This window comes from Herbaspirillum sp. SJZ106 (genome assembly GCF_006715495.1).
GTDB lineage: Bacteria > Pseudomonadota > Gammaproteobacteria > Burkholderiales > Burkholderiaceae_D > Herbaspirillum.
In genome coordinates, this window is the sequence record NZ_VFNI01000002.1 from 948,743 (window position 1) to 967,402 (window position 18,660).

Annotated in this window: 16 protein-coding genes; 14 read left to right on the plus strand and 2 right to left on the minus strand. The window is 64.9% G+C overall.

What is annotated here, in order from left to right:
- The first annotated feature begins 159 nt into the window (after nucleotides 1-159).
- The 4 genes from FB598_RS09500 to maiA are packed head-to-tail and all read left to right on the plus strand — an operon-like array spanning nucleotide 160 to nucleotide 4,873.
- Complete coding sequence (locus tag FB598_RS09500) at nucleotides 160-1,488, plus strand: MFS transporter (protein WP_141913403.1); 1,329 nt, start codon at nucleotides 160-162, stop codon at nucleotides 1,486-1,488.
- Between the two features lie 22 nt (nucleotides 1,489-1,510).
- A complete protein-coding gene (gene hmgA, locus FB598_RS09505) occupies nucleotides 1,511-2,848 on the plus strand; it encodes a homogentisate 1,2-dioxygenase (protein ID WP_141913402.1) in 1,338 nt (445 codons plus the stop codon).
- A complete protein-coding gene (gene fahA / locus FB598_RS09510; RefSeq protein ID WP_141913401.1) occupies nucleotides 2,845-4,191 on the plus strand; it encodes a fumarylacetoacetase in 1,347 nt (448 codons plus the stop codon). Before hmgA ends, fahA begins: the two co-directional genes overlap by 4 nt.
- A gap of 34 nt (nucleotides 4,192-4,225) precedes the next feature.
- Nucleotides 4,226-4,873 (plus strand): maleylacetoacetate isomerase, encoded by a 648-nt coding sequence (gene maiA / locus FB598_RS09515; protein WP_141913400.1) that lies wholly within the window; start codon nucleotides 4,226-4,228, stop codon nucleotides 4,871-4,873.
- A 27-nt stretch (nucleotides 4,874-4,900) separates the two neighbouring features.
- On the opposite strand, the gene FB598_RS09520 is transcribed toward maiA, so the two are convergent.
- Nucleotides 4,901-5,353, minus strand: coding sequence for a MaoC family dehydratase (locus FB598_RS09520; protein ID WP_370454692.1), 453 nt, complete (start codon nucleotides 5,351-5,353; stop codon nucleotides 4,901-4,903).
- Between the two features lie 92 nt (nucleotides 5,354-5,445).
- Between FB598_RS09520 and FB598_RS09525 the strand changes: the two genes are divergently transcribed.
- The 8 genes from FB598_RS09525 (at nucleotide 5,446) to FB598_RS09560 (ending at nucleotide 15,730) form a co-directional block, all read left to right on the plus strand.
- Nucleotides 5,446-6,105, plus strand: a complete 660-nt coding sequence (locus FB598_RS09525) for a helix-turn-helix domain-containing protein (protein WP_141913399.1) — start codon at nucleotides 5,446-5,448, stop codon at nucleotides 6,103-6,105.
- Between the two features lie 242 nt (nucleotides 6,106-6,347).
- Nucleotides 6,348-6,785, plus strand: coding sequence for a MarR family winged helix-turn-helix transcriptional regulator (locus tag FB598_RS09530; RefSeq protein WP_141913398.1), 438 nt, complete (start codon nucleotides 6,348-6,350; stop codon nucleotides 6,783-6,785).
- A 75-nt stretch (nucleotides 6,786-6,860) separates the two neighbouring features.
- Nucleotides 6,861-8,153, plus strand: a complete 1,293-nt coding sequence (locus FB598_RS09535; protein ID WP_141913397.1) for an MFS transporter — start codon at nucleotides 6,861-6,863, stop codon at nucleotides 8,151-8,153.
- Nucleotides 8,154-8,666: 513 nt separating this feature from the next.
- Nucleotides 8,667-9,764, plus strand: coding sequence for a LacI family DNA-binding transcriptional regulator (locus tag FB598_RS09540; protein ID WP_141913396.1), 1,098 nt, complete (start codon nucleotides 8,667-8,669; stop codon nucleotides 9,762-9,764).
- A gap of 162 nt (nucleotides 9,765-9,926) precedes the next feature.
- The gene (locus tag FB598_RS09545) at nucleotides 9,927-11,048 is read left to right on the plus strand and encodes a sterol desaturase family protein (protein ID WP_141913395.1); all 1,122 of its coding nucleotides are present in this window, start codon (nucleotides 9,927-9,929) and stop codon (nucleotides 11,046-11,048) included.
- Nucleotides 11,049-11,344: 296 nt separating this feature from the next.
- Nucleotides 11,345-12,700 carry a glucarate dehydratase gene (gene gudD, locus FB598_RS09550; RefSeq protein ID WP_141913394.1) on the plus strand — a complete coding sequence of 452 codons (1,356 nt, stop codon included), beginning with the start codon at nucleotides 11,345-11,347 and terminating at the stop codon, nucleotides 12,698-12,700.
- Between the two features lie 235 nt (nucleotides 12,701-12,935).
- On the plus strand, nucleotides 12,936-14,297 hold the full coding sequence (locus FB598_RS09555; protein WP_141913393.1) for an MFS transporter: 1,362 nt from the start codon (nucleotides 12,936-12,938) through the stop codon (nucleotides 14,295-14,297).
- Between the two features lie 509 nt (nucleotides 14,298-14,806).
- On the plus strand, nucleotides 14,807-15,730 hold the full coding sequence (locus FB598_RS09560) for a DedA family protein/thiosulfate sulfurtransferase GlpE (RefSeq protein WP_141913392.1): 924 nt from the start codon (nucleotides 14,807-14,809) through the stop codon (nucleotides 15,728-15,730).
- On the opposite strand, the gene FB598_RS09565 is transcribed toward FB598_RS09560, so the two are convergent.
- Nucleotides 15,712-16,098, minus strand: coding sequence for an OsmC family protein (locus FB598_RS09565; RefSeq protein ID WP_141913391.1), 387 nt, complete (start codon nucleotides 16,096-16,098; stop codon nucleotides 15,712-15,714). The genes FB598_RS09560 and FB598_RS09565 overlap by 19 nt on opposite strands.
- Before the next feature lie 192 nt (nucleotides 16,099-16,290).
- Here FB598_RS09565 and FB598_RS09570 point away from each other — a divergent pair, with 192 nt between their 5' ends.
- Both FB598_RS09570 and FB598_RS09575 read left to right on the plus strand, forming a co-directional pair.
- The gene (locus tag FB598_RS09570; protein WP_370454691.1) at nucleotides 16,291-17,139 is read left to right on the plus strand and encodes a class II aldolase/adducin family protein; all 849 of its coding nucleotides are present in this window, start codon (nucleotides 16,291-16,293) and stop codon (nucleotides 17,137-17,139) included.
- Between the two features lie 150 nt (nucleotides 17,140-17,289).
- Nucleotides 17,290-18,591: an MFS transporter gene (locus tag FB598_RS09575; RefSeq protein ID WP_141913390.1), complete on the plus strand. Its 1,302-nt coding sequence runs from the start codon at nucleotides 17,290-17,292 to the stop codon at nucleotides 18,589-18,591.
- Nucleotides 18,592-18,660 lie beyond the last annotated feature (69 nt).

Sequence of the window (18,660 nt, forward strand, 5' to 3'; positions counted from 1 at the left end):
TTTATATCGTAAAAGAAAGTCGATTGCACTACAGTGTCAGCGCAATGGCAATAAGAACAATCAACGATGCCCTGCCGCCGCGCCCGGCAATCGCGACAGCCGTGCGCAGGCCGGCCACGAGACGGACTAAAAAATATCAAGAGACAGAGGAGCAAGACCATGAGTGTTCAGCCGGGCGCAGCCGCGCCCACGATCAATGTCGAGCAGGTGGTGGAGCAGGGACGCTTCGGCGCCTTCCAGTTCGGTTTGCTGCTGTTGTGCGGCCTGTGCCTGATCATGGATGGCTTCGACGTCCAGGCCATGGGCTATGTGGCGCCGGCCATCATCGGCGACTGGGGCGTGAGCCGCGCCAGCCTGGGGCCGGTATTCGGCGCCGGCCTGTTCGGCATGCTGCTGGGTTCGCTGGCGCTGACGCCGGTGGGCGACCGTTACGGCCGCCGCCCGGTGCTGATCGCCTCCACCCTGTTCTTCGCCCTGTGCATGCTGGCCACGCCGCTGGTCACCAGCATCGACCAGTTGCTGGCGCTGCGCTTCATCACCGGCTTCGGCCTGGGCAGCATCATGCCCAATGCGATGGCGCTGGTGGGCGAGTTCAGCCCTTCTTCCTCGCGCGTGACGCGCATGATGCTGGTGTCTTGCGGCTTTACCGTGGGCGCCGCCGCCGGCGGGTTTGTCAGCGCCGCGCTGATCCCAGCCTACGGCTGGCACGCGGTGTTCTGGGTGGGCGGCGCGGTGCCGCTGCTGCTGGGCATCGCCATGCTGTTCTGGCTGCCGGAGTCGATCCAGTTCCTGGTGTTGCGCCGCCGCCCGAGGGAAAAGGCGGTACGCTGGCTGAAGAAGCTCGATCCCTCCATCGCGCTCGACGGCGATACCCGCATCGTCGTGAAAGAGACCAAGGCCGAGGGCATGCCGGTGGCCGAACTGTTCCGCGAAGGCCGCGCCGGCATCACGCTGCTGCTGTGGCTGATCAGCTTCATGAACCTGATCAACCTGTATTTCCTGTCCAACTGGCTGCCCACGCTGATCCACGACGCCGGCTATTCGACCGGCATGGCGGTGCTGATCGGCACTTCGCTGCAGGTGGGCGGCGTGGTCGGCACGCTGACCCTGGGTTGGTTCATCAACCGTTACGGCTTCACCAGGGTGCTGGGCAGCTGCTTCGTGGTGGCCTGCGTGGCCATCGCGCTGATCGGCAAGGTGGCGGCGGTGCCGGCCTTCCTGTTCATCGCCGTGGTGGTGGCGGGCTTTTGCGTCGTCGGCGGGCAACCGGCCGTCAACGCGCTGGCCGGCACCTATTACCCGACCACGTTGCGCTCGACCGGCATCGGCTGGGCGCTGGGCATCGGCCGCATCGGTTCGGTGGTGGGGCCGGTCATCGGCGGCCAGATGATCGCCATGCAGTGGAGCAACGCCTCGCTGTTCGTCGCGGCCGCCGTGCCGGCGCTGGTATCGGCGTTGACGGTGGCGCGCCTGCACCGCATGCGCTAAAAAGGTGACAAGGAGAAATCGCATGAACAGCATTGCACAATCGCCTCCGGCGCAGGCTGCCGCCGTTGCCCGGGGCTACCAGTCCGGCTTTTGCAACGAGTTCGCCACCGAGGCCTTGCCGGGCGCCTTGCCGGCGCACCGGAACTCGCCGCAGCGGGTCGCCTACGGCCTGTATGCCGAGCAGATCTCCGGCACCGCCTTCACCGCGCCGCGCGGCCACAACCGCCGCTCGTGGCTGTACCGCATCCGTCCGGCTGCGGTGCACGAGGCCTTCGTGCCGATCGACGGCGGCAAGTTGCTGAGCCATTTCGACGGCGTGCCGACGCCGCCCAACCAGTTGCGCTGGGACCCGCAACCGATGCCCGCGGCGCCGACCGATTTCATCGACGGCCTCGTGACCATGGCCGGCAACGGTTCGCCCGAGGCGCAGAGCGGCTGCGCCATCCACATCTATGCCGCCAACCAGTCGATGAGCGGGCGCTTCTTCTACTCGGCCGACGGCGAGTTGCTGATCGTGCCGCAGGCGGGGCGCCTGCAATTGCTCACGGAAATGGGCGTGCTCGACCTCGAGCCGCAGGAGATCGCCGTGATCCCGCGCGGCGTGCGCTTCCAGGTGCGGCTGCCCGATGGCCAGGCGCGTGGATATGTGTGCGAGAACTTCGGCGCATTGCTGCGCCTGCCCGACCTCGGCCCGCTGGGTTCCAACGGCCTGGCCAACCCGCGCGACTTCCTCACGCCGCAGGCCTGGTACGAAGACCGCGAAGGCGACTTCCGGCTGGTCGCCAAGTTCGGCGGCAAGCTGTGGCAGGCGAAGCTCGGCCATTCGCCGCTGGACGTGGTGGCCTGGCACGGCAACTACGCGCCGTACAAATACGACCTGCGCCATTTCAATACCATCGGCTCGATCAGCTACGACCACCCCGATCCGTCGATTTTCCTGGTGCTGCAGTCGCAGAGCGATACCCCGGGCGTGGACACGCTCGATTTCGTGATCTTCCCGCCGCGCTGGCTGGCGGCCGAGGATACCTTCCGCCCGCCCTGGTTCCATCGCAACGTGGCCAGCGAGTTCATGGGACTGGTGACCGGCGAGTACGATGCCAAGGCCGGCGGTTTCGTCCCCGGCGGCGCCAGCCTGCATAATTGCATGAGCGGCCACGGCCCCGACGCGGCCACGTTCGAGAAGGCCAGCCGCGCCGACACCAGCAAGCCCAACAAGGTCGACAGCACCATGGCCTTCATGTTCGAGACGCGCAACATCATCCGTCCCACCCGCCATGCGCTGGAATCGCCCACGCTGCAGCGCGATTACCAGAACTGCTGGCTGGGCATCCAGAAGAACTTCAACCCGGAGCAAGCATGAACCAGCCAAGCGTACGACTGAACGAAACCCACGATACCGCACTGCGCAGCTGGGTGGAAAGCGCCAATGCCGACGGTTGCCCGTTCCCGATCCAGAACCTGCCGTATGGCGTGTTCCGCCGCGCCGGCAGCGATGAAGCCTTCCACGCCGGCGTGGCCATCGGCGACCAGATTCTCGACTTGCAGGCCGCGCATGCGGCCGGCGCCTTTTCCGGCTTCGACGAGCTGGCGCGCAAGGCGGCGCATGCGGCAGCTGAAGGTTCCACGCTCAATGCCCTGATGGCGCTTGATGCGGCGGCCTGGTCCGAACTGCGGCTGGCGCTGTCGCATGTGCTGCGCGCCGGTTCGGCGCACCAGAGCGAGCTGGCCGCCTGCCTGGCACCGCAGGCGCAGGCCGAGTACGCCTTGCCGGCCGCCATCGGCGACTACACCGACTTCTATACCTCGATCCACCACGCCACCGCGGTGGGCAAGCTGTTCCGCCCCGACAATCCGCTGCTGCCCAACTACAAATGGGTGCCGATCGGTTATCACGGCCGGGCGTCTTCCATCGGCGTCTCCGGCCAGCAGTTCCGTCGTCCGCTCGGGCAGACCCGGGCGCCGGATTCCGAGGCGCCATCCTTCGGCCCCTGCAAGCGGCTGGATTACGAACTGGAAGTAGGGATCTTCATCGGCGGCGGCAACGCGCTGGGCGAGCCGGTGACGATGGATGCGGCCGAGGACAAGGTATTCGGCCTGTGCCTGTTGAACGACTGGTCGGCGCGCGACGTGCAGGCCTGGGAATACCAGCCGCTGGGGCCGTTCCTGTCCAAGAGTTTCGCCTCCACCATTTCGCCCTGGATCGTCACGCTGGAAGCGCTGGCGCCTTACCGCTGCGCCTGGACGCGCGCGGCGGGCGATCCGCAGCCGCTGCCCTATCTGGACTCGGCCGCCTTGCGCCAGGGCGGGGCCTTCGACCTGCAGCTGGAAGTGCTGATCCAGACCCGCGCCATGCGCGAAGCGGGGCAGCCGCCGCAGCGGCTGTCGCTGTCGAACTTCCGCGACTCGTACTGGAGCGTGTCGCAACTGGTGGCGCACCATACCGCCAACGGCTGCAACCTGCGTCCCGGCGATTTGCTGGGCTCGGGCACCCAATCCGGCCCGCTGCCGGAACAGGCGGGGTCGTTGCTGGAGCTGACCGGCGGCGGCAAGCAGGCGATCGCGTTGCCCGGCGGCGAAAAGCGTATCTTCATCGAGGATGGCGATACCATCGTCATGCGCGCATGGGCGCTACGCGACGGCCTGCCGCGCATCGGTTTCGGCGAAGTGGCCGGCACCGTGCTGCCGGCGCGCAGCCTGGCCTGAGTTCGATACAGGATTTCCCTAAGGAGGAACGAGGATGACAACCCTTTACGGCTATTTCCGCAGTTCGGCTTCTTACCGTGTGCGCATCGCCCTGAACCTGAAAGGGCAGGCCTACGACACGGTGCCGGTGCACCTGCTCAACCGCGGCGGCGAGCAGTTCCTGCCGGCCTTTGCGCAGCTGAATCCGCATGCGCTGGTGCCGGTGCTGGAGCACGACGGCCACCATATGACGCAATCGCTGGCGGTGCTGGAATATCTGGAAGAACGCTTCCCGATGCCATCGTTGCTGCCGGGCGATGCGGCGCAGCGCGCGCATATCCGCGAACTGTCGCTGGCCATCGCCTGCGAGATCCATCCGCTCAACAACCTGCGCGTGCTGCGCTATCTCAAGCACGAGCTGCGCGTGGATGACGACCAGAAGAACGAATGGATCCGGCATTGGATCAAGCTCGGCTTTGACGCGCTGGAAAAGCAACTGGCGGCGGACAACACGCGCGGCCATTTCTGCGTGGGCGACATGCCCACCATGGCCGATTGCTGCCTGGTGCCCCAGATCTTCAATGCGCGCCGCTTCGAGGTCGACATGCAGCCTTACCCGGCGCTGTGCGCCATCGAGGACGCCTGTAACGCCTTGCCGGCGTTCCAGCAGGCGCATCCTTCGCACCAGCCGGACGCGGCCTGACGGCATTCCGGACGGCATCCGGACGGTTTATTGCGGCCGGCGCGGCGCCAGCAGGTTGCCGGTCATCACCAGCACCGCCTGGTCGTGCTGGTTGTAGGTGGTCACGCGATGGTAGAGGAAGCCTTGTAACGGCTTGGACTGCGAAAACTTGATGCCCAGCACCTCCGCTTCCAGCCGCAGCACGTCGCCCGGCCGGGTCGGGCGCGGCCAGCGGAATTCCTCGAAACCGGCGCCGATCAGCCCGCCGTGGATGGGCAGCGTATCGACCAGCATGCGCATGGTCAGCCCGGCGGTATGCCAGCCGCTGGCGGCCAGGCCGCCGAAGAAGGACTGTTGCGCGGCGGCCTCGTCCAGGTGGAACGGCTGGGGGTCGAACTGCCCGGCGAATTGCTTGATGGCATCGGCCGTCACGGCCACGCCGCCCGGATGGCGGAAAACCTGCCCCACCTCAAAGTCTTCAAGGTACATCGGTTCTTTCACGGTATCTCCCGTTTGGATTGAGATATACTTCCATCATCATTGCAAAATGATAGTAACTGATGATAGCGGAAAAACGCCGCCAAGGAGCCGATATGGAACGCAAGAGTTTTGGCAACATGCAATGCCCGGTGGCGCGCACGCTCGAGCGCGTGGGCGAATGGTGGAGCATCCTGATCCTGCGCGACGCGCTGCAGGGGCTGACCCGCTTCGACCAGTTCCAGAAAAGCCTGGACATCGCGCCCAACATGCTCACGCGCCGGCTGCATACCCTGGTCGATGCCGGCATGCTGGAGCGCCGCCAGTACAACGACCGTCCGCCGCGCTTCGAATACGTGCTGACCGACCTCGGCCGCGATTTCCGCAGCATCATCATTGCGCTCAATGCCTGGGGCAACAAGCACTTCGCGCCGGAAGGCCCGAGCGTGATGCTGGTCGACACCAAGACCGGCAAGCAGGTCGACCTGGCGCTGGTGGACCGCAACAGCGGCCGTGAAATCAATGCGCGCGACTACGCCATCGTGCCCGGCCCGCAGGCCGACAGCATCATGCGCGAACGCCTGGAATCGGTGGCGCGCCGGCGCGAGGCCGCCAACGAGGCGTTGCTGCAGGAACAGGCGGCCGACGACGGGCCGAAGGGCAAGGCCAGCAAAGCCAAGAAAGCGGCCGGGCCCAAAGGCACGGACGCCAAGTCCGCCAAGGACAAGCCGCCCGCCAAGGCAGGCAAGCTCACCAAGCTCACCAAGCGCGCCTGAGGCGCCTGGCCGGCTTGCCGCCGGTCATGTTTTTGCACATTGTCTTTAGCGCACCGAACCGCCAACCCGGTTTTCTTCCGCCTGCCCATCGCACGGCGGCAGCAGCGCATGGGCGGGTAAAACGATCCCAACAGAAGCCTTGACAGTTCCTTGCCTGGAAAATATGATGCATACACATCGATGTATATGCATATAAATGATCAGGCGCCCATCGCAGGATCATCCAGCCCCAAGGATCGTCCATGAGCAACGACATCTGCACCTGTTCCCCGCTGCGCCGCCTGACGCGGAAGATCACGGTCATCTACGACCATCATCTGCAGCCCAACGGACTCACCATTACCCAGTATTCGCTGATCAGCCGTATCGGCCGCAGCGGGCCGGTCGCCAATATCGGGCTGGCGACCGACATGGGCATGGATCGCAGCACCCTGAGCCGGGCGCTCAAGCCTTTGATTGCCGCGGGCTGGATCGAGACGGTCGACCTGCCGGCAGAGGAACACCTGGACAAGCGTTCCTTCGCCTTGCAACTGACGGCCGCCGGCCGCAAGAAACTCGATGAAGCGCGCCCCAACTGGCGCCGCGCCCAGGATGAGATCGACAGTCAGCTCGGCCCCAGGCTGGCGGGCGAGCTCACCGAGATGATCAACGACGCCTACGGCAAGCTGCAGGACATCTAGCCGCCAGCGTTGGCCGGCCGACACACCGATACAAGACCAAGACAGATTCCGCCAAACCTCCTTCAGAAATACAACATGAACAAGCTTACCCAATCGCTCGCCAACGCCGTCACGCCGCGCTTCCATTACGCCTGGGTCGTAGTCGGCGTGATCTTCCTCGTGCTGCTGTGCTCGGCCGGCATCCGCGCCACGCCCTCGGTCATGATCCTGCCGCTGGAGCAGGAGTTCGGCTGGAACCGTTCCACCATCTCGGTGGTGATCTCGGTCAACATCGCGCTGTACGGCCTGATCGGCCCGTTCTCGGCGGCCGCCATGCAGCGCTTCGGCATCCGCCGCGTGGTGCTGGGCGCGCTGATGCTGCTGGCCAGCGGCACGGCGCTGTCGACCCTGATGCATATGCCATGGCACATGCTGCTGTCCTGGGGCCTGCTGGTGGGCGCCGGCACCGGCGTGGCCGCCAACACGCTGGGCGCCACCATCGTCAGCCGCTGGTTCGAAGCGCGGCGCGGTTTCGCCATGGGTTTGCTGACGGCCAGCGCGGCCACCGGGCAGATGGTGTTCCTGCCGCTGATGGCGTCCATGGTGGGCGCTTACGGCTGGCGTTCGGTGGCGTTCCTGGTGTCGGCCGTGGCGCTCCTGGCGATCCCGCTGGTGTGGCTGCTGCTGCCGGAAAGCCCGGCCGCCATCGGCCAGAAGATGGTCGGCCAGACCGCCGACATCGATGAGGCCGCCGCCAGCAAGAAGAACCCGCTGGCGATCGCCTTCGGCGCGTTGCGCAGCTCGGTGCGCATGCCCGATTTCTGGCTGCTGTTCTTCAGCTTCTTCGTCTGCGGCCTGTCGACCAACGGTTATATCGGCACCCAGTTCATCGCCATGTGCAACGACTACGGCATCAACGAAGTCGGCGGCGCATCCATCCTGGCCGCGATGGGGATGCTGGACCTGGTGGGCACCACGCTCTCGGGCTGGCTGTCGGACCGCTACAACCCGCGCGTGCTGCTGTTCTGGTACTACGGCCTGCGCGGCGTGGCGCTGATTTTCCTACCTTACGCCTTCGGCCTGCAGTACTACGGCCTGGCCATCTTCGCCATCTTCTACGGCCTGGACTGGATCGCCACCGTGCCGCCCACCGTGCGCCTGGCCAACGACGTCTTCGGTCGCCTGGCTGCCCCCGTGGTGTTCGGCTGGATCGTCGCCGGCCACCAGCTGGGAGCGGCCACCGCCACCACGCTGGCCGGCTACATGCGCGCCACGCTGGGCAACTACACGTTGTCGTCGATCCTGATGGGCACGGCTTGCCTGGTGGGCGCGGTGATGGTGTTGCGCATCAAGGGCCACAAGGCGACGCCGCTGCCGGCTGCCGCATGATGGCCGTATGACCGGCGATCTTGCCGATGAAGAGAAAAATCGGTGCATGCCGGTAATGCCGTTCAGTGAAGCGCTGAACGGCATTTTTGTTTGTAAAGAGCACTGACTCCGTTCGCCCTGAGTAGCTGCACAGCAGCGTATCGAAGGGCAGGCAAGAGCGGTAAGACTGACGCGCTGGCTTCGATACGGCCCTGGCGGGCCTACTCAGCCCGAACGGGCTTCTGTGATGGGGGCTCAGAATTAGCCTTAATTGAACGGTATTAGGCGCATGCCGGTTTTTTCATTGCGCTGGAGATGTTGTGACGAAGGAGGATTCAATCCCGCTTCGGCGCGAAATCCGGATTGGCCAGGCGCTCGCCACGATGGCTTGCTGCATGTGCGCGATGGTGAAGTTGGGGATGCAGATCGGGCGCGCCAGGCCCTGCTGCTGCTTCGGCCTGCGCTTGCATCTAGTCGGCCATTGCGGACTTGTCCTTTTGGTAACGCTACCAGTGGCGATGCTAGAATGCGCGCATGTCACAGAATGCCCCTCCAGCCCAGCCCGACCGCCGCGCCGACACGCGCGATGACGACAGTGCCGAGCCGCGCCGTCGCGCCAGCCGCAAGAGCGCCGGCGGCATCACGCTGCGCGACGTCGCGCAATTGGCCGGGGTGGCGCCGATCACTGCCTCGCGCGCGCTGAACACGCCGTCGGCGGTCTCGCCCAAGGTGCTGCAGAAGGTGAAGGACGCGGTCGAGCGCACCGGCTACGTGCCCAATCTGCTGGCCGGCGGGCTCGCTTCCAACAAGAGCCGGCTGGTGGCGGTGGTGGTGCCGACGGTGATCGGCCCGGTGTTCCAGGAGATCGTCCACACGCTCACCGAATCGCTGGCCGCGGCCGGTTACCAGGTGATGCTGGGGCAGAGCGGTTATGAGAATTCGCGCGAGGATGCGCTGCTGGAAGCCATCATCGGCCGCCGTCCCGACGGCGTGGTGCTGACCGGCATCATGCGTTCGGCCGAGGCCCGCAAGCGGCTCCTGGCCAGCGGCATTCCGGTGGTCGAAACCTGGGACCTGACGCCGACGCCGATCGATATGCTGGTCGGTTTTTCGCACGATGACATCGGCCGCGAGGTGGCGCGTTACCTGCATGGCGCCGGGCGGCGCGTGGTGGCGGTGGTGGGCGGCAAGGATGAGCGCAGCCAGCGCCGCATGAATGCCTTCGCCAGGGAAGCCGCGGCGCTGGGTATGGTGGCCGGCGTTGCCCCGGTGGCGATGCATCATGTGAGCGCGCCGACCACGCTGGGCCAGGGCCGCAAGGGACTGGCCGATTTGCTGGAACGCCAGCCTGCCATGGATGCCATCTTCTGCAGCTCCGATTTGCTGGCGCTGGGCGTGATGATCGAGGCCCAGAGCCGCGGCATCCGCATCCCTGAACAACTGGCCGTGGTCGGCTTCGGCGACCTCGAATTCTCGCGCGACCTGCAGCCGCAACTGACCACGGTGCGCATCGACGGCACCGGCATCGGCCAGCGCGCGGCGCAGTTCATCATCGACCGCGCCGCCGGCCTTGAGATCGACGAGCCGATTGTCGATGTGGGTTTTTCCATCATCAGGCGGCAGAGCGCCTGAGGGCTGCCATGGCTTGCGCGGCGGATGGTTGCGGCGCAAAAAATAGCCGGATTTCTGCGCGACGGCATCTGCCGATGTAGAGGAATGGGCCGCTCCTGCGCTGCATGCTGCTTCGCGGCATAATGAGCGCTTCGCCTGCGTCGCGGCCCGCCGTATTCCCCCATGGAAAAGATCATTGTCTATGTCCTTCCCGTCTTCCTGCTGCTGATCGGCGTGGAATTCGCGTATGGCTATGTCCGCCGGCGCAATACCTATCGCCTGGCCGACGCCATCAGCAGCCTCAGCCAGGGCGTGATCAGCCAGCTCGTCGCGCTGGTGACGCAGCTGTTCCAGGTGGGACTGTATGCGATGGCTTACCGGGCCTTCGCGATCTTTCCGGCGGCGCGTTTCTGGCAGGGCGCGCTGGGATGGATTGCCGCCATCCTGCTGTTCGATTTCTTCGACTATTGGCTGCATCGCATGGGGCATGAGAATGCGCTGATGTGGGCGGCGCACTCGGTGCACCACCAGAGCCAGGATTTCAATCTCTCCACCGCGTTGCGCCAGGAGAGCACGGTGGTGTTCATCGGCTGGATCTTCTACCTGCCCATGGCGTTGCTGGGCGTGTCGCCCGAACAGTTCGGCATCGCCGGGCTGGTGGTGCTGGTCTACCAGTTCTGGATCCACACCGAGCACGTCGGCAAGCTGGGCTGGTTCGACCGCGTGTTTTCCTCGCCTTCCAACCATCGCGTGCACCACGCCGTCAACGACCAGTACCTGGACAAGAACTACGGCGGCATGCTGGTGATCTGGGACCGCATGTTCGGCACCTTCGCCGAAGAAAAGGAAGCTGCGGTCTACGGCACCCGCACGCCGCTGCAAAGCTGGGACCCGCTGTGGGCGGTGTGTTCCGGCTACTGGCAACTGGCGCGCAGCGCCGCCCTGATGCCGCGCTGGCGCGATAAGCTGAAAATATGGTTCAAGCCGCCCGGCTGGCGGCCGGCCGGCGCGCCCGATCCCTATCCGCCGTTCGACCTGGCGGCGGCGCGCCGGCGTTACGACATCCAGTTGCCGCGCATCGCCAACGTATTGGCCATGCTGCAGTTCGCGCTCTTGCTGGCGGCAGCCGCGGCGCTGTTATGGATCGCCGATGAACAGTCCTACCTGCGTCTGCTGGTGGCCAGCGGCGCCTTGCTGGCGGGGTTCTGGGCGCTGGGCGCGTTCATGCAACGCCGCCTGGGCGGGGCACTGGTGCTGGCGATCGATGTGGCGGCCGCAGCCATCGTCGCGTATGCGCTGGTGTGAGTGCCGCCAGGCTTAAGCTGCCTGCTTTTCGCCTGCTGTTTCGTATCGTTTTCCTTCGTCTCAAGTCTCTGTCCTGATCTTCCGGGGCGGATTCCATGTCTTTTCCCGATGCCTGAAATCAACAGTTGACACCTCAATTTGGTACCGCTACCATCATCGAAAATTAATTTGGTAGCGCTACCAAATGTGCTTGAAGGGACGAGGTCGCACCGCGCCTCAACCCGCTTCATCGGGCAGCGCGCACCAGCACCACAGAGACACGCCGCCGCCGCGGCGCCAACCAGGAGTCAGCCAGCATGAGCAGCACCCAAACCGCACCAGCCGTTCGCGGCGCCCCCAGGATCGTCGACATGCGCGTGGTTCCCGTGGCCGGGCACGACAGCATGCTGCTCAACCTTTCCGGCGCGCACGGGCCATATTTCACCCGCAACATCGTCATCCTGACCGACAGCGCCGGCCATACCGGCGTGGGCGAGGTGCCGGGCGGCGAAGGCATCCGCCAGACCCTGGACGACGCGCGCACGCTGGTGGTGGGGCAGTCGGTCGGCAACTACCAGGCGATTCTGAACCGTGCGCGCACCGCCTTCGCCGACCGCGACAGCGGCGGCCGCGGCCAGCAGACCTTCGACCTGCGCATTGCCATCCATGCGGTGACTGCGCTGGAGGCGGCGCTGCTCGACTTGCTCGGCCAGTTCCTGGAAGTGCCGGTGGCGGCGCTGCTGGGCCAGGGCCAGCAGCGCGATGAAGTGGAAATGCTGGGTTACCTGTTCTATGTGGCCGACCGCAAGAAGACCGACCTGCCATACCTCTCGGCAGAGGATGAGGCCGACGACTGGATGCGCCTGCGCCATGAAGAGGCGACGACGCCGCAAGCCATCGTCAGGCTGGCCGAAGCCGCTTTTGCGCGCTATGGCTTCAACGATTTCAAGCTCAAGGGCGGCGTCATGCGCGGCGAGGACGAGATCGCCGCCGTGACCGCCTTGGCCGAGCGCTTCCCCGATGCGCGCATCACGCTCGATCCCAACGGCGGCTGGCTGTTGAAGGACGCGATCCGCCTGTGCCGCGACCAGCATCATGTGCTGGCCTATGCCGAAGACCCTTGCGGCGCCGAGAACGGTTATTCGGGGCGCGAGGTGATGGCCGAGTTCCGCCGCGCCACCGGCCTGCAGACCGCCACCAACATGGTCGCCACCGACTGGCGCGAGATGGGCCATGCGATCTCGCTGCAGTCGGTCGACATCCCGCTGGCCGACCCGCATTTCTGGACCATGCAGGGTTCGGTACGGGTGGCGCAGATGTGCAATGAGTGGGGACTGACCTGGGGTTCGCACTCCAACAACCACTTCGACATTTCGCTGGCGATGTTCACCCACGTGGCCGCCGCCGCGCCCGGCAAGATCACCGCCATCGACACCCACTGGATCTGGCAGGACGGCCAGCGCCTGACCCGGCAGCCGCTGCAGATCGTGGGCGGGCGCGTCAAGGTGCCGACCAGGCCGGGCCTGGGCGTGGAAATCGACATGGCGCAGATCGAGGCGGCGCACCAGTTGTACCGCAACATGGGCCTGGGAGCGCGCAACGACGCGGCGGCCATGCAGTACCTCATCCCGGGCTGGAAGTTCGATAACAAGAAACCTTGCCTGGTGCGCTGAGCACCAGTATTCCGTCATCCCGGCGCAGGCCGGGATCCAGTGGCTTTTGCTAAAACTCAGAGACCGTTGAACGACACTGGGTCCTGACTTTCGTCAGGACGATGGAGAAGCAGGCAAGGCCGAGAAATAGAACAGCAGCAAAGCGCAGCAGAAGCACAAGAAAAAGCAAGAGCGCAGGCAATACCGGTTTTTCCATCAACGCGCAATACCGAGTCCTGAAAGAGGAGGCAAGCTCGTGAACACTTCCGCAACGCCGGCCGGCGTCCCCGATCCGGCCAATCTTACGCTCACCACGGCGGTCGCCAGGATCAAGTGGCGCATCCTGCCCCTGTTCGTGGTGATGTTCATCGTCAACTACATCGACCGCGTCAATATCGGTTTCGTGCGCACCCACCTCGCCGCCGATCTCGGTATCGGCGCCGCCGCCTTCGGCCTGGGCGCCGGGTTGTTCTTCGTCGGTTACGCGGTGTTCGAGGTGCCGTCCAACATGCTGCTGCAGCGCTATGGCGCCAAGGCCTGGCTGACCCGCATCATGTTCACCTGGGGCCTGGTGGCGGCCTGCATGGCGTTTGTGCAGAACGAAAGCAGCTTCTATTTCATGCGCTTCCTGCTCGGCGTGGCCGAGGCCGGTTTCTTCCCGGGCGTGGTGTATTACTTCACGCAATGGCTGCCCAACCATGAGCGCGGCCGCGCGATGGCGGTATTCCTTTCCGGTTCGGCGATCGCCTCCATCCTGTCGGGGCCGATTACCGGCGCCTTGCTGCTGATCCAGGGGGGCGGCCTGCATGGCTGGCAATGGATGTTCCTGATCGAAGGCGGGGCCTCGATGGCGCTGTGCTTCGTGGTGTGGTTCCTGCTCGATTCGACGCCGCGCGACGCCAAATGGCTCACCCCCGAGCAACGCCAGGCGTTGACTGCCGTGATCGCCGCCGAACAGGAGCAGCGCGCCGCCAGCCGCCCGGCGCACGTCTCGGCGTTCACGCTGCTGCGCGACCCGCAGATCGTGCTGTTCTGCTTCATCTACTTCGCCATCCAGCTGACCATCTATGGCGCCACGTTCTGGCTCCCGACCATCATCAAGAAAATGGGGCATTTCAACGACTTCCAGGTCGGCCTGTTCAATTCCATCCCGTGGATCGTCTCGATTGTCGCGATGTACCTGTTCGCGGTGCTGGCCGGGCGCTTCAAGAAGCAGCAGTTCTGGGTGGCCCTGACGCTGCTGATCTCGGCGGTCGGGATGGCGGTATCTGCCCGCAGCGGCCCGGTGGTCGGTTTCGTGGCGGTGTGCTTTGCCGGCATCGGCTTCAAGGCGGCGTCTTCGCTGTTCTGGCCGATCCCGCAGGGTTATCTCGACGGCCGCATTGCCGCCGCCGTGCTGGCGCTGATCAATTCGCTGGGCAACCTGGGCGGCTTCTTCGCGCCGGCCGCCTTCGGCTACCTGGAACAGAAGACCGGCTCCATCCAGGGCGGTTTGTACGCGCTGTCGATCGCCTCGGTGCTGGCCGCGGTGCTGGTGTTCCTGGCGCGCACCAGACCGGCGCCGCAAGGCGGCAACGGCACCATCGACGGCGGCCGGGCCTTGCCAAGGCGCGCTTGAGGCAAACGGCATGAGCGGGCGGGCATAGGCGCCGGCGCATGCCGTTCAGTGAAGGCTCATTCTGACCCCTCATTACTGAGTCCGTTCGGGCTGAGTAGGCCCGCCAGGGCCGTATCGAAGCCAGCGTGCCAGCGTTAGCGCTCTTGCCTGCCCTTCGATACGCTGCTGCGCAGCTACTCAGGGCGAACGGAGTCAGGGCCGCACCAACGCACATGCCGTTCAGCGCTTCACTGGACGGCATTACGCCGGCAGTACAGGTTTTCTCCGAGGTCTTTCCTCGTTCGCGCTCCGCGCGTTCCGCTTCCGGGCGGGCGCCGGGGCGCTTTTCTTTTGCGCTTCCGGCCCCATCTGCGTGTTGTGCCGGCCGTGAGGCTCGGGAAAATTCACGGGCAAATGCACGGACAATGTGCGGGCCGCAAATCTATAATGGCCTCCTGCGGTTGGCCGTGGCGGACAACCTGGATGTACTTGCCGCTTTGTCATGCGGCAAGAATGATGGCGACAATGCAATGGAAACCCTGTACCACCTGATCGAGCAGTACGGATTGCTCATCGTCTTTTTCAACGTGCTGGTCGAGCAACTGGGCGCGCCCGTGCCCGCTTATCCGACGCTGGTCATTACCGGCGCGCTGGCGCAAAACGGGCAGTACCCGGCAGCCTTGCTGCTGCTGGTGGCAGTGGTCGCGGCACTGATGGCGGACTACTTCTGGTACCTGGCCGGCAGGCGCTATGGCCGCCAGATCATGTCGCGCCTGTGCCGCATTTCGCTGTCCCCGGATTCCTGCGTGCGCCAGACCGAGTCGATCTACCTGCGCTGGGGCGCGCGTTCCTTGCTGGTGGCCAAATTCATTCCCGGCTTTGCCTCGATCGCCAGTGCCTTGTCCGGCACCATGGGCACGCGTCGCTCCAGTTTCCTGCTGTACGACGCCATCGGCAGTGCGCTGTGGGCCGGACTGGGCATCTTCCTCGGTTCGCTGTTCAGCTCGGCGGTGGACGACCTGCTCGGCGTGCTGGCGCAGCTCGGCCATTACGGCATGCTGCTGATCGGGATCGCGCTGGCGGCCTTCATCGCCAACAAGTGGTGGCAGCGCCGCCGCTTCCGCAAGTCCCTGGAAATGGCGCGCATCTCGGTGCAGGAATTGAACAACATGCTGGAAGAGGGCATCGCGCCCACCATCATCGACGTGCGTTCGCCGCTGTCGCAACAAGATGGAAAGATTCCGGGAGCGGTCACGATCTCCAACCAGGAAATCCAGACCTTCATCTTCGACGGACCGATCGAGGAGGAGGTGGTGGTGTATTGCGCCTGTCCCAACGAGGCGTCGGCCGCCATGGTGGCGCGCCAGCTGATGCAGCGCGGCTACAAGAAGGTGCGGCCGCTGACCGGCGGCATCGACGCCTGGCGCGCCGCCGGTTACGCGATCGACGTCTGAATCGCCGTGCCCTGGCGGATGGTCTTGGTGACCGGCGTCTTCTCGCAGATTTCCGCCAAGCGGGCCAGCTGTTCCGGCGGCAAGGGCTTGCCGAAGGCGATCTTGCGGCTGATGGTTTCCAAGCCGCTGTCATCGCGGCCGAAATGCGCATCCACCGAAATGCTTCCCAGATCCCAGCCCTTGCGGTCGGCATACATGCGCAGCGTGAGCGAGGTGCATGAGGCCAGCGCCGCCAACAGCAGTTCGTAAGGCGCCGGGCCGGTATCCTTGCCGCCGTTGCTTTCGGGTTCGTCGGATGTCAACTGATGGGTGCGCGCCTTGATTTCCTGGGCGTAGCCGGCGGCGTTATGCAAGGTGACGTGGGCCATGTCGGTTCTCCGTGAGGTCGGAGTTGAATGGATGGGTGACAGGCTCGATTGTGTCACATCGCGGGGGTATCCCCGATGCTGTCCGGAGCGGCCGATTTACGTTCGCCGCTGCATAAGTCCTATGCCGGCGAAGTGCTTAATCCGGCGCCAGGCGCTTCCTATAATGGCTGCTCGATCACCCAGGAGACAGTCATGCTGATGGAAGCCGCACAAGCCAAGCCCCAACCGGGCGAGCAGAAGAAATCCAAATCCGTTTACCAGCCCAGCCAGGAAGGCCTGATCTTTCCGCAGGAACCGGTATTCAACACGGTCGCCGAAGAGCGCCAGCACCGCAAGGAAAGGCTCGCCGCGGCTTGTCGCCTGTTTGCCAAGCACGGTTTTTCCTTCGGTTTCGGCGGTCACCTGACCGTGCGCGACCCGGAGCATCCGGACCTGTTCTGGACCAATCCGATGGCGGTGCCGTTCTCGATGGTCAAGGCATCGATGCTGGTGCTGGTCGACCACGGCGGCAAGGTGGTCGAAGGCAAGTACGCCATCAACCAGGCCGGCTACGTGCTGCATTCGGCCATCCATGAACAGAATCCCGACATCGTCGCCTCTTGCCATGCGCACACCGTACACGGCGGCGCCTGGGCCGCATTCGGCCGCCCGCTCTCGCCAGTCACGCAGGACGCCTGCATGTTCTATGGCGACCACGCGGTGCTGGGCGACGGCGCCGGCAAGGTGCCGGTGGCGCAGGAATCCGGCCATCCGGTGGCGCGCGCTTTCGCCAACAACAAGGCCATCATCCACCAGAACCACGGTCTGCTGGTGGCCAGCCGCCACAGCATCGACGACGCCTGCTGGCACTTCATCGCGCTCGACCATTGCTGCCGCATGCAACTGATGATCGAAGCCGCCCAGGAGATCCGCCCCAAGGAAATCGACGCCAGGTTCGCCGGCTATTCGCGCGAGCACCTGGGCAACGAGTTCATCGGCTGGCTGCACTTCCAGACGCTGTTCGCGGAAATCTCCCACTTGCAGCCCGACCTGTTCGACTAAGAACAACCCACTACAATCGGGCAACCAGCGTTGGCAGGGCGCTCTCGTTTCGGCGAAGCGCCCTTGCCGGGCAGGAGCGGCAGCCGGGAAACTGCGCTATCTGTCCCAACAATAAAAATACAGCCAACCGCCACTCAGGAGACAAACAACATGACTACCGCATACAACAGCGGACCGCTGGCGCACGCCGACGGCGCCGACGTTTACAAAAAAGCCTACTGGCGGCTGCTGCCGCTGATCCTCGCCTGCTACCTGGTGGCCTACCTTGACCGCGTCAACGTCGGCTTCGCCAAGCTGCAGATGCTCGACGCGCTCAGGTTCGACGACGCCATCTACGGTTTTGGCTCCGGCATCTTCTTCATCGGCTACCTGATCTTCGAGGTGCCGAGCAACATGATCTTGCGCCGGGTCGGCGCACGCGTATGGATCGCCCGCATCATGGTCACCTGGGGCGTGATCTCGGCGGCGATGCTGTTTGTGCAGACGCCGATGCAGTTCTATGTCGCACGCTTCCTGCTGGGCGTGGCCGAGGCCGGCTTTGCGCCGGGCATCATGTACCTGCTGACCCTGTGGTTTCCGGCGCAGCGGCGCGGCCGCGCGATGGCGATCTACGTGATGGGGGCGCCGCTGGCGTTCATCGTCGGCGGCCCGCTGTCGGGATGGATCCTCGATGCGTTCAGTAATGTGCATCCGCTGCAGGCATGGCAATGGCTGTTCCTGGTGGAGGCGATTCCGGCGGTGGTGCTGGGAATTGTCGTGTTCTTTTTCATGCACGACGATTTCCGCAAGGTGTCGTGGCTGACGCCGGCCGAGAAGGCGCGGATGGAAGCCGACTTGCGTGCCGAGAACGCCGACAAGGTCGAGCACGGCAGCGTGCGCGAATTCCTGGCCAGCCGCCAGTTGTGGGTGTTCGTGCTGATTTATTTCTGCCTGATCATGGGGCTGTACGCGGTCGGCTTCTGGATGCCTTCGCTGATCAAACGTGCCGGCGTGGCCGACCCGTTCCACATCGGCCTGTATTCGGCCATCCCCAATATCGTCGCCGCCATCGCGCTGTATCTCTCGGGCCGCGGCGCCGACCTCAGCGGCAAGCGCCGGCTGTACTTCGCCTCCATGCTGACGATCGGCGCCATCGGCCTGGCGCTGGCCATGATCATCGACGGCGGGCCGGTGGTGACGGTGGCGTGCCTGTCGCTGGCGGCGGCTGGCGTGTATTCCTGCATCAGCCTGTTCTGGGCGCTGCCGACCAGCATGTTCGTCGGCGCCTCGGTGGCGGCGGCGCTGGCTTTCGTCAATTCCTTCGGCAACATCGCCGGCTTCGTTTCGCCTTACCTGGTGGGCTGGCTCAACGTGTCGACCGGACGTACCGACATCGGCATGTACATCATCGGCGCGATCATGGTATTTGGCGCGGCGGTGACCATGATGCTGCCCAGGCGGCTGGACAAGTAACGGCGCAGGCATCGGACCATGCAAGTGTTTGGCCGCCTCTCGGGGCGGCTTTTTTTATGCCCGCCCTGG

Coding starts and splice junctions, on each gene's coding strand:
- gudD (WP_141913394.1), top strand. CDS start 11,345: ATGAGCAGCACCCAAACCGCACCAGCCGTTCGCGGCGCCCCCAGGATC.
- FB598_RS09540 (WP_141913396.1), top strand. CDS start 8,667: ATGTCACAGAATGCCCCTCCAGCCCAGCCCGACCGCCGCGCCGACACG.
- FB598_RS09575 (WP_141913390.1), top strand. CDS start 17,290: ATGACTACCGCATACAACAGCGGACCGCTGGCGCACGCCGACGGCGCC.
- fahA (WP_141913401.1), top strand. CDS start 2,845: ATGAACCAGCCAAGCGTACGACTGAACGAAACCCACGATACCGCACTG.
- FB598_RS09570 (WP_370454691.1), top strand. CDS start 16,291: ATGCTGATGGAAGCCGCACAAGCCAAGCCCCAACCGGGCGAGCAGAAG.
- FB598_RS09560 (WP_141913392.1), top strand. CDS start 14,807: ATGGAAACCCTGTACCACCTGATCGAGCAGTACGGATTGCTCATCGTC.
- FB598_RS09565 (WP_141913391.1), bottom strand. CDS start 16,098: ATGGCCCACGTCACCTTGCATAACGCCGCCGGCTACGCCCAGGAAATC.
- FB598_RS09530 (WP_141913398.1), top strand. CDS start 6,348: ATGAGCAACGACATCTGCACCTGTTCCCCGCTGCGCCGCCTGACGCGG.
- FB598_RS09545 (WP_141913395.1), top strand. CDS start 9,927: ATGGAAAAGATCATTGTCTATGTCCTTCCCGTCTTCCTGCTGCTGATC.
- FB598_RS09500 (WP_141913403.1), top strand. CDS start 160: ATGAGTGTTCAGCCGGGCGCAGCCGCGCCCACGATCAATGTCGAGCAG.
- FB598_RS09535 (WP_141913397.1), top strand. CDS start 6,861: ATGAACAAGCTTACCCAATCGCTCGCCAACGCCGTCACGCCGCGCTTC.
- maiA (WP_141913400.1), top strand. CDS start 4,226: ATGACAACCCTTTACGGCTATTTCCGCAGTTCGGCTTCTTACCGTGTG.
- hmgA (WP_141913402.1), top strand. CDS start 1,511: ATGAACAGCATTGCACAATCGCCTCCGGCGCAGGCTGCCGCCGTTGCC.
- FB598_RS09525 (WP_141913399.1), top strand. CDS start 5,446: ATGGAACGCAAGAGTTTTGGCAACATGCAATGCCCGGTGGCGCGCACG.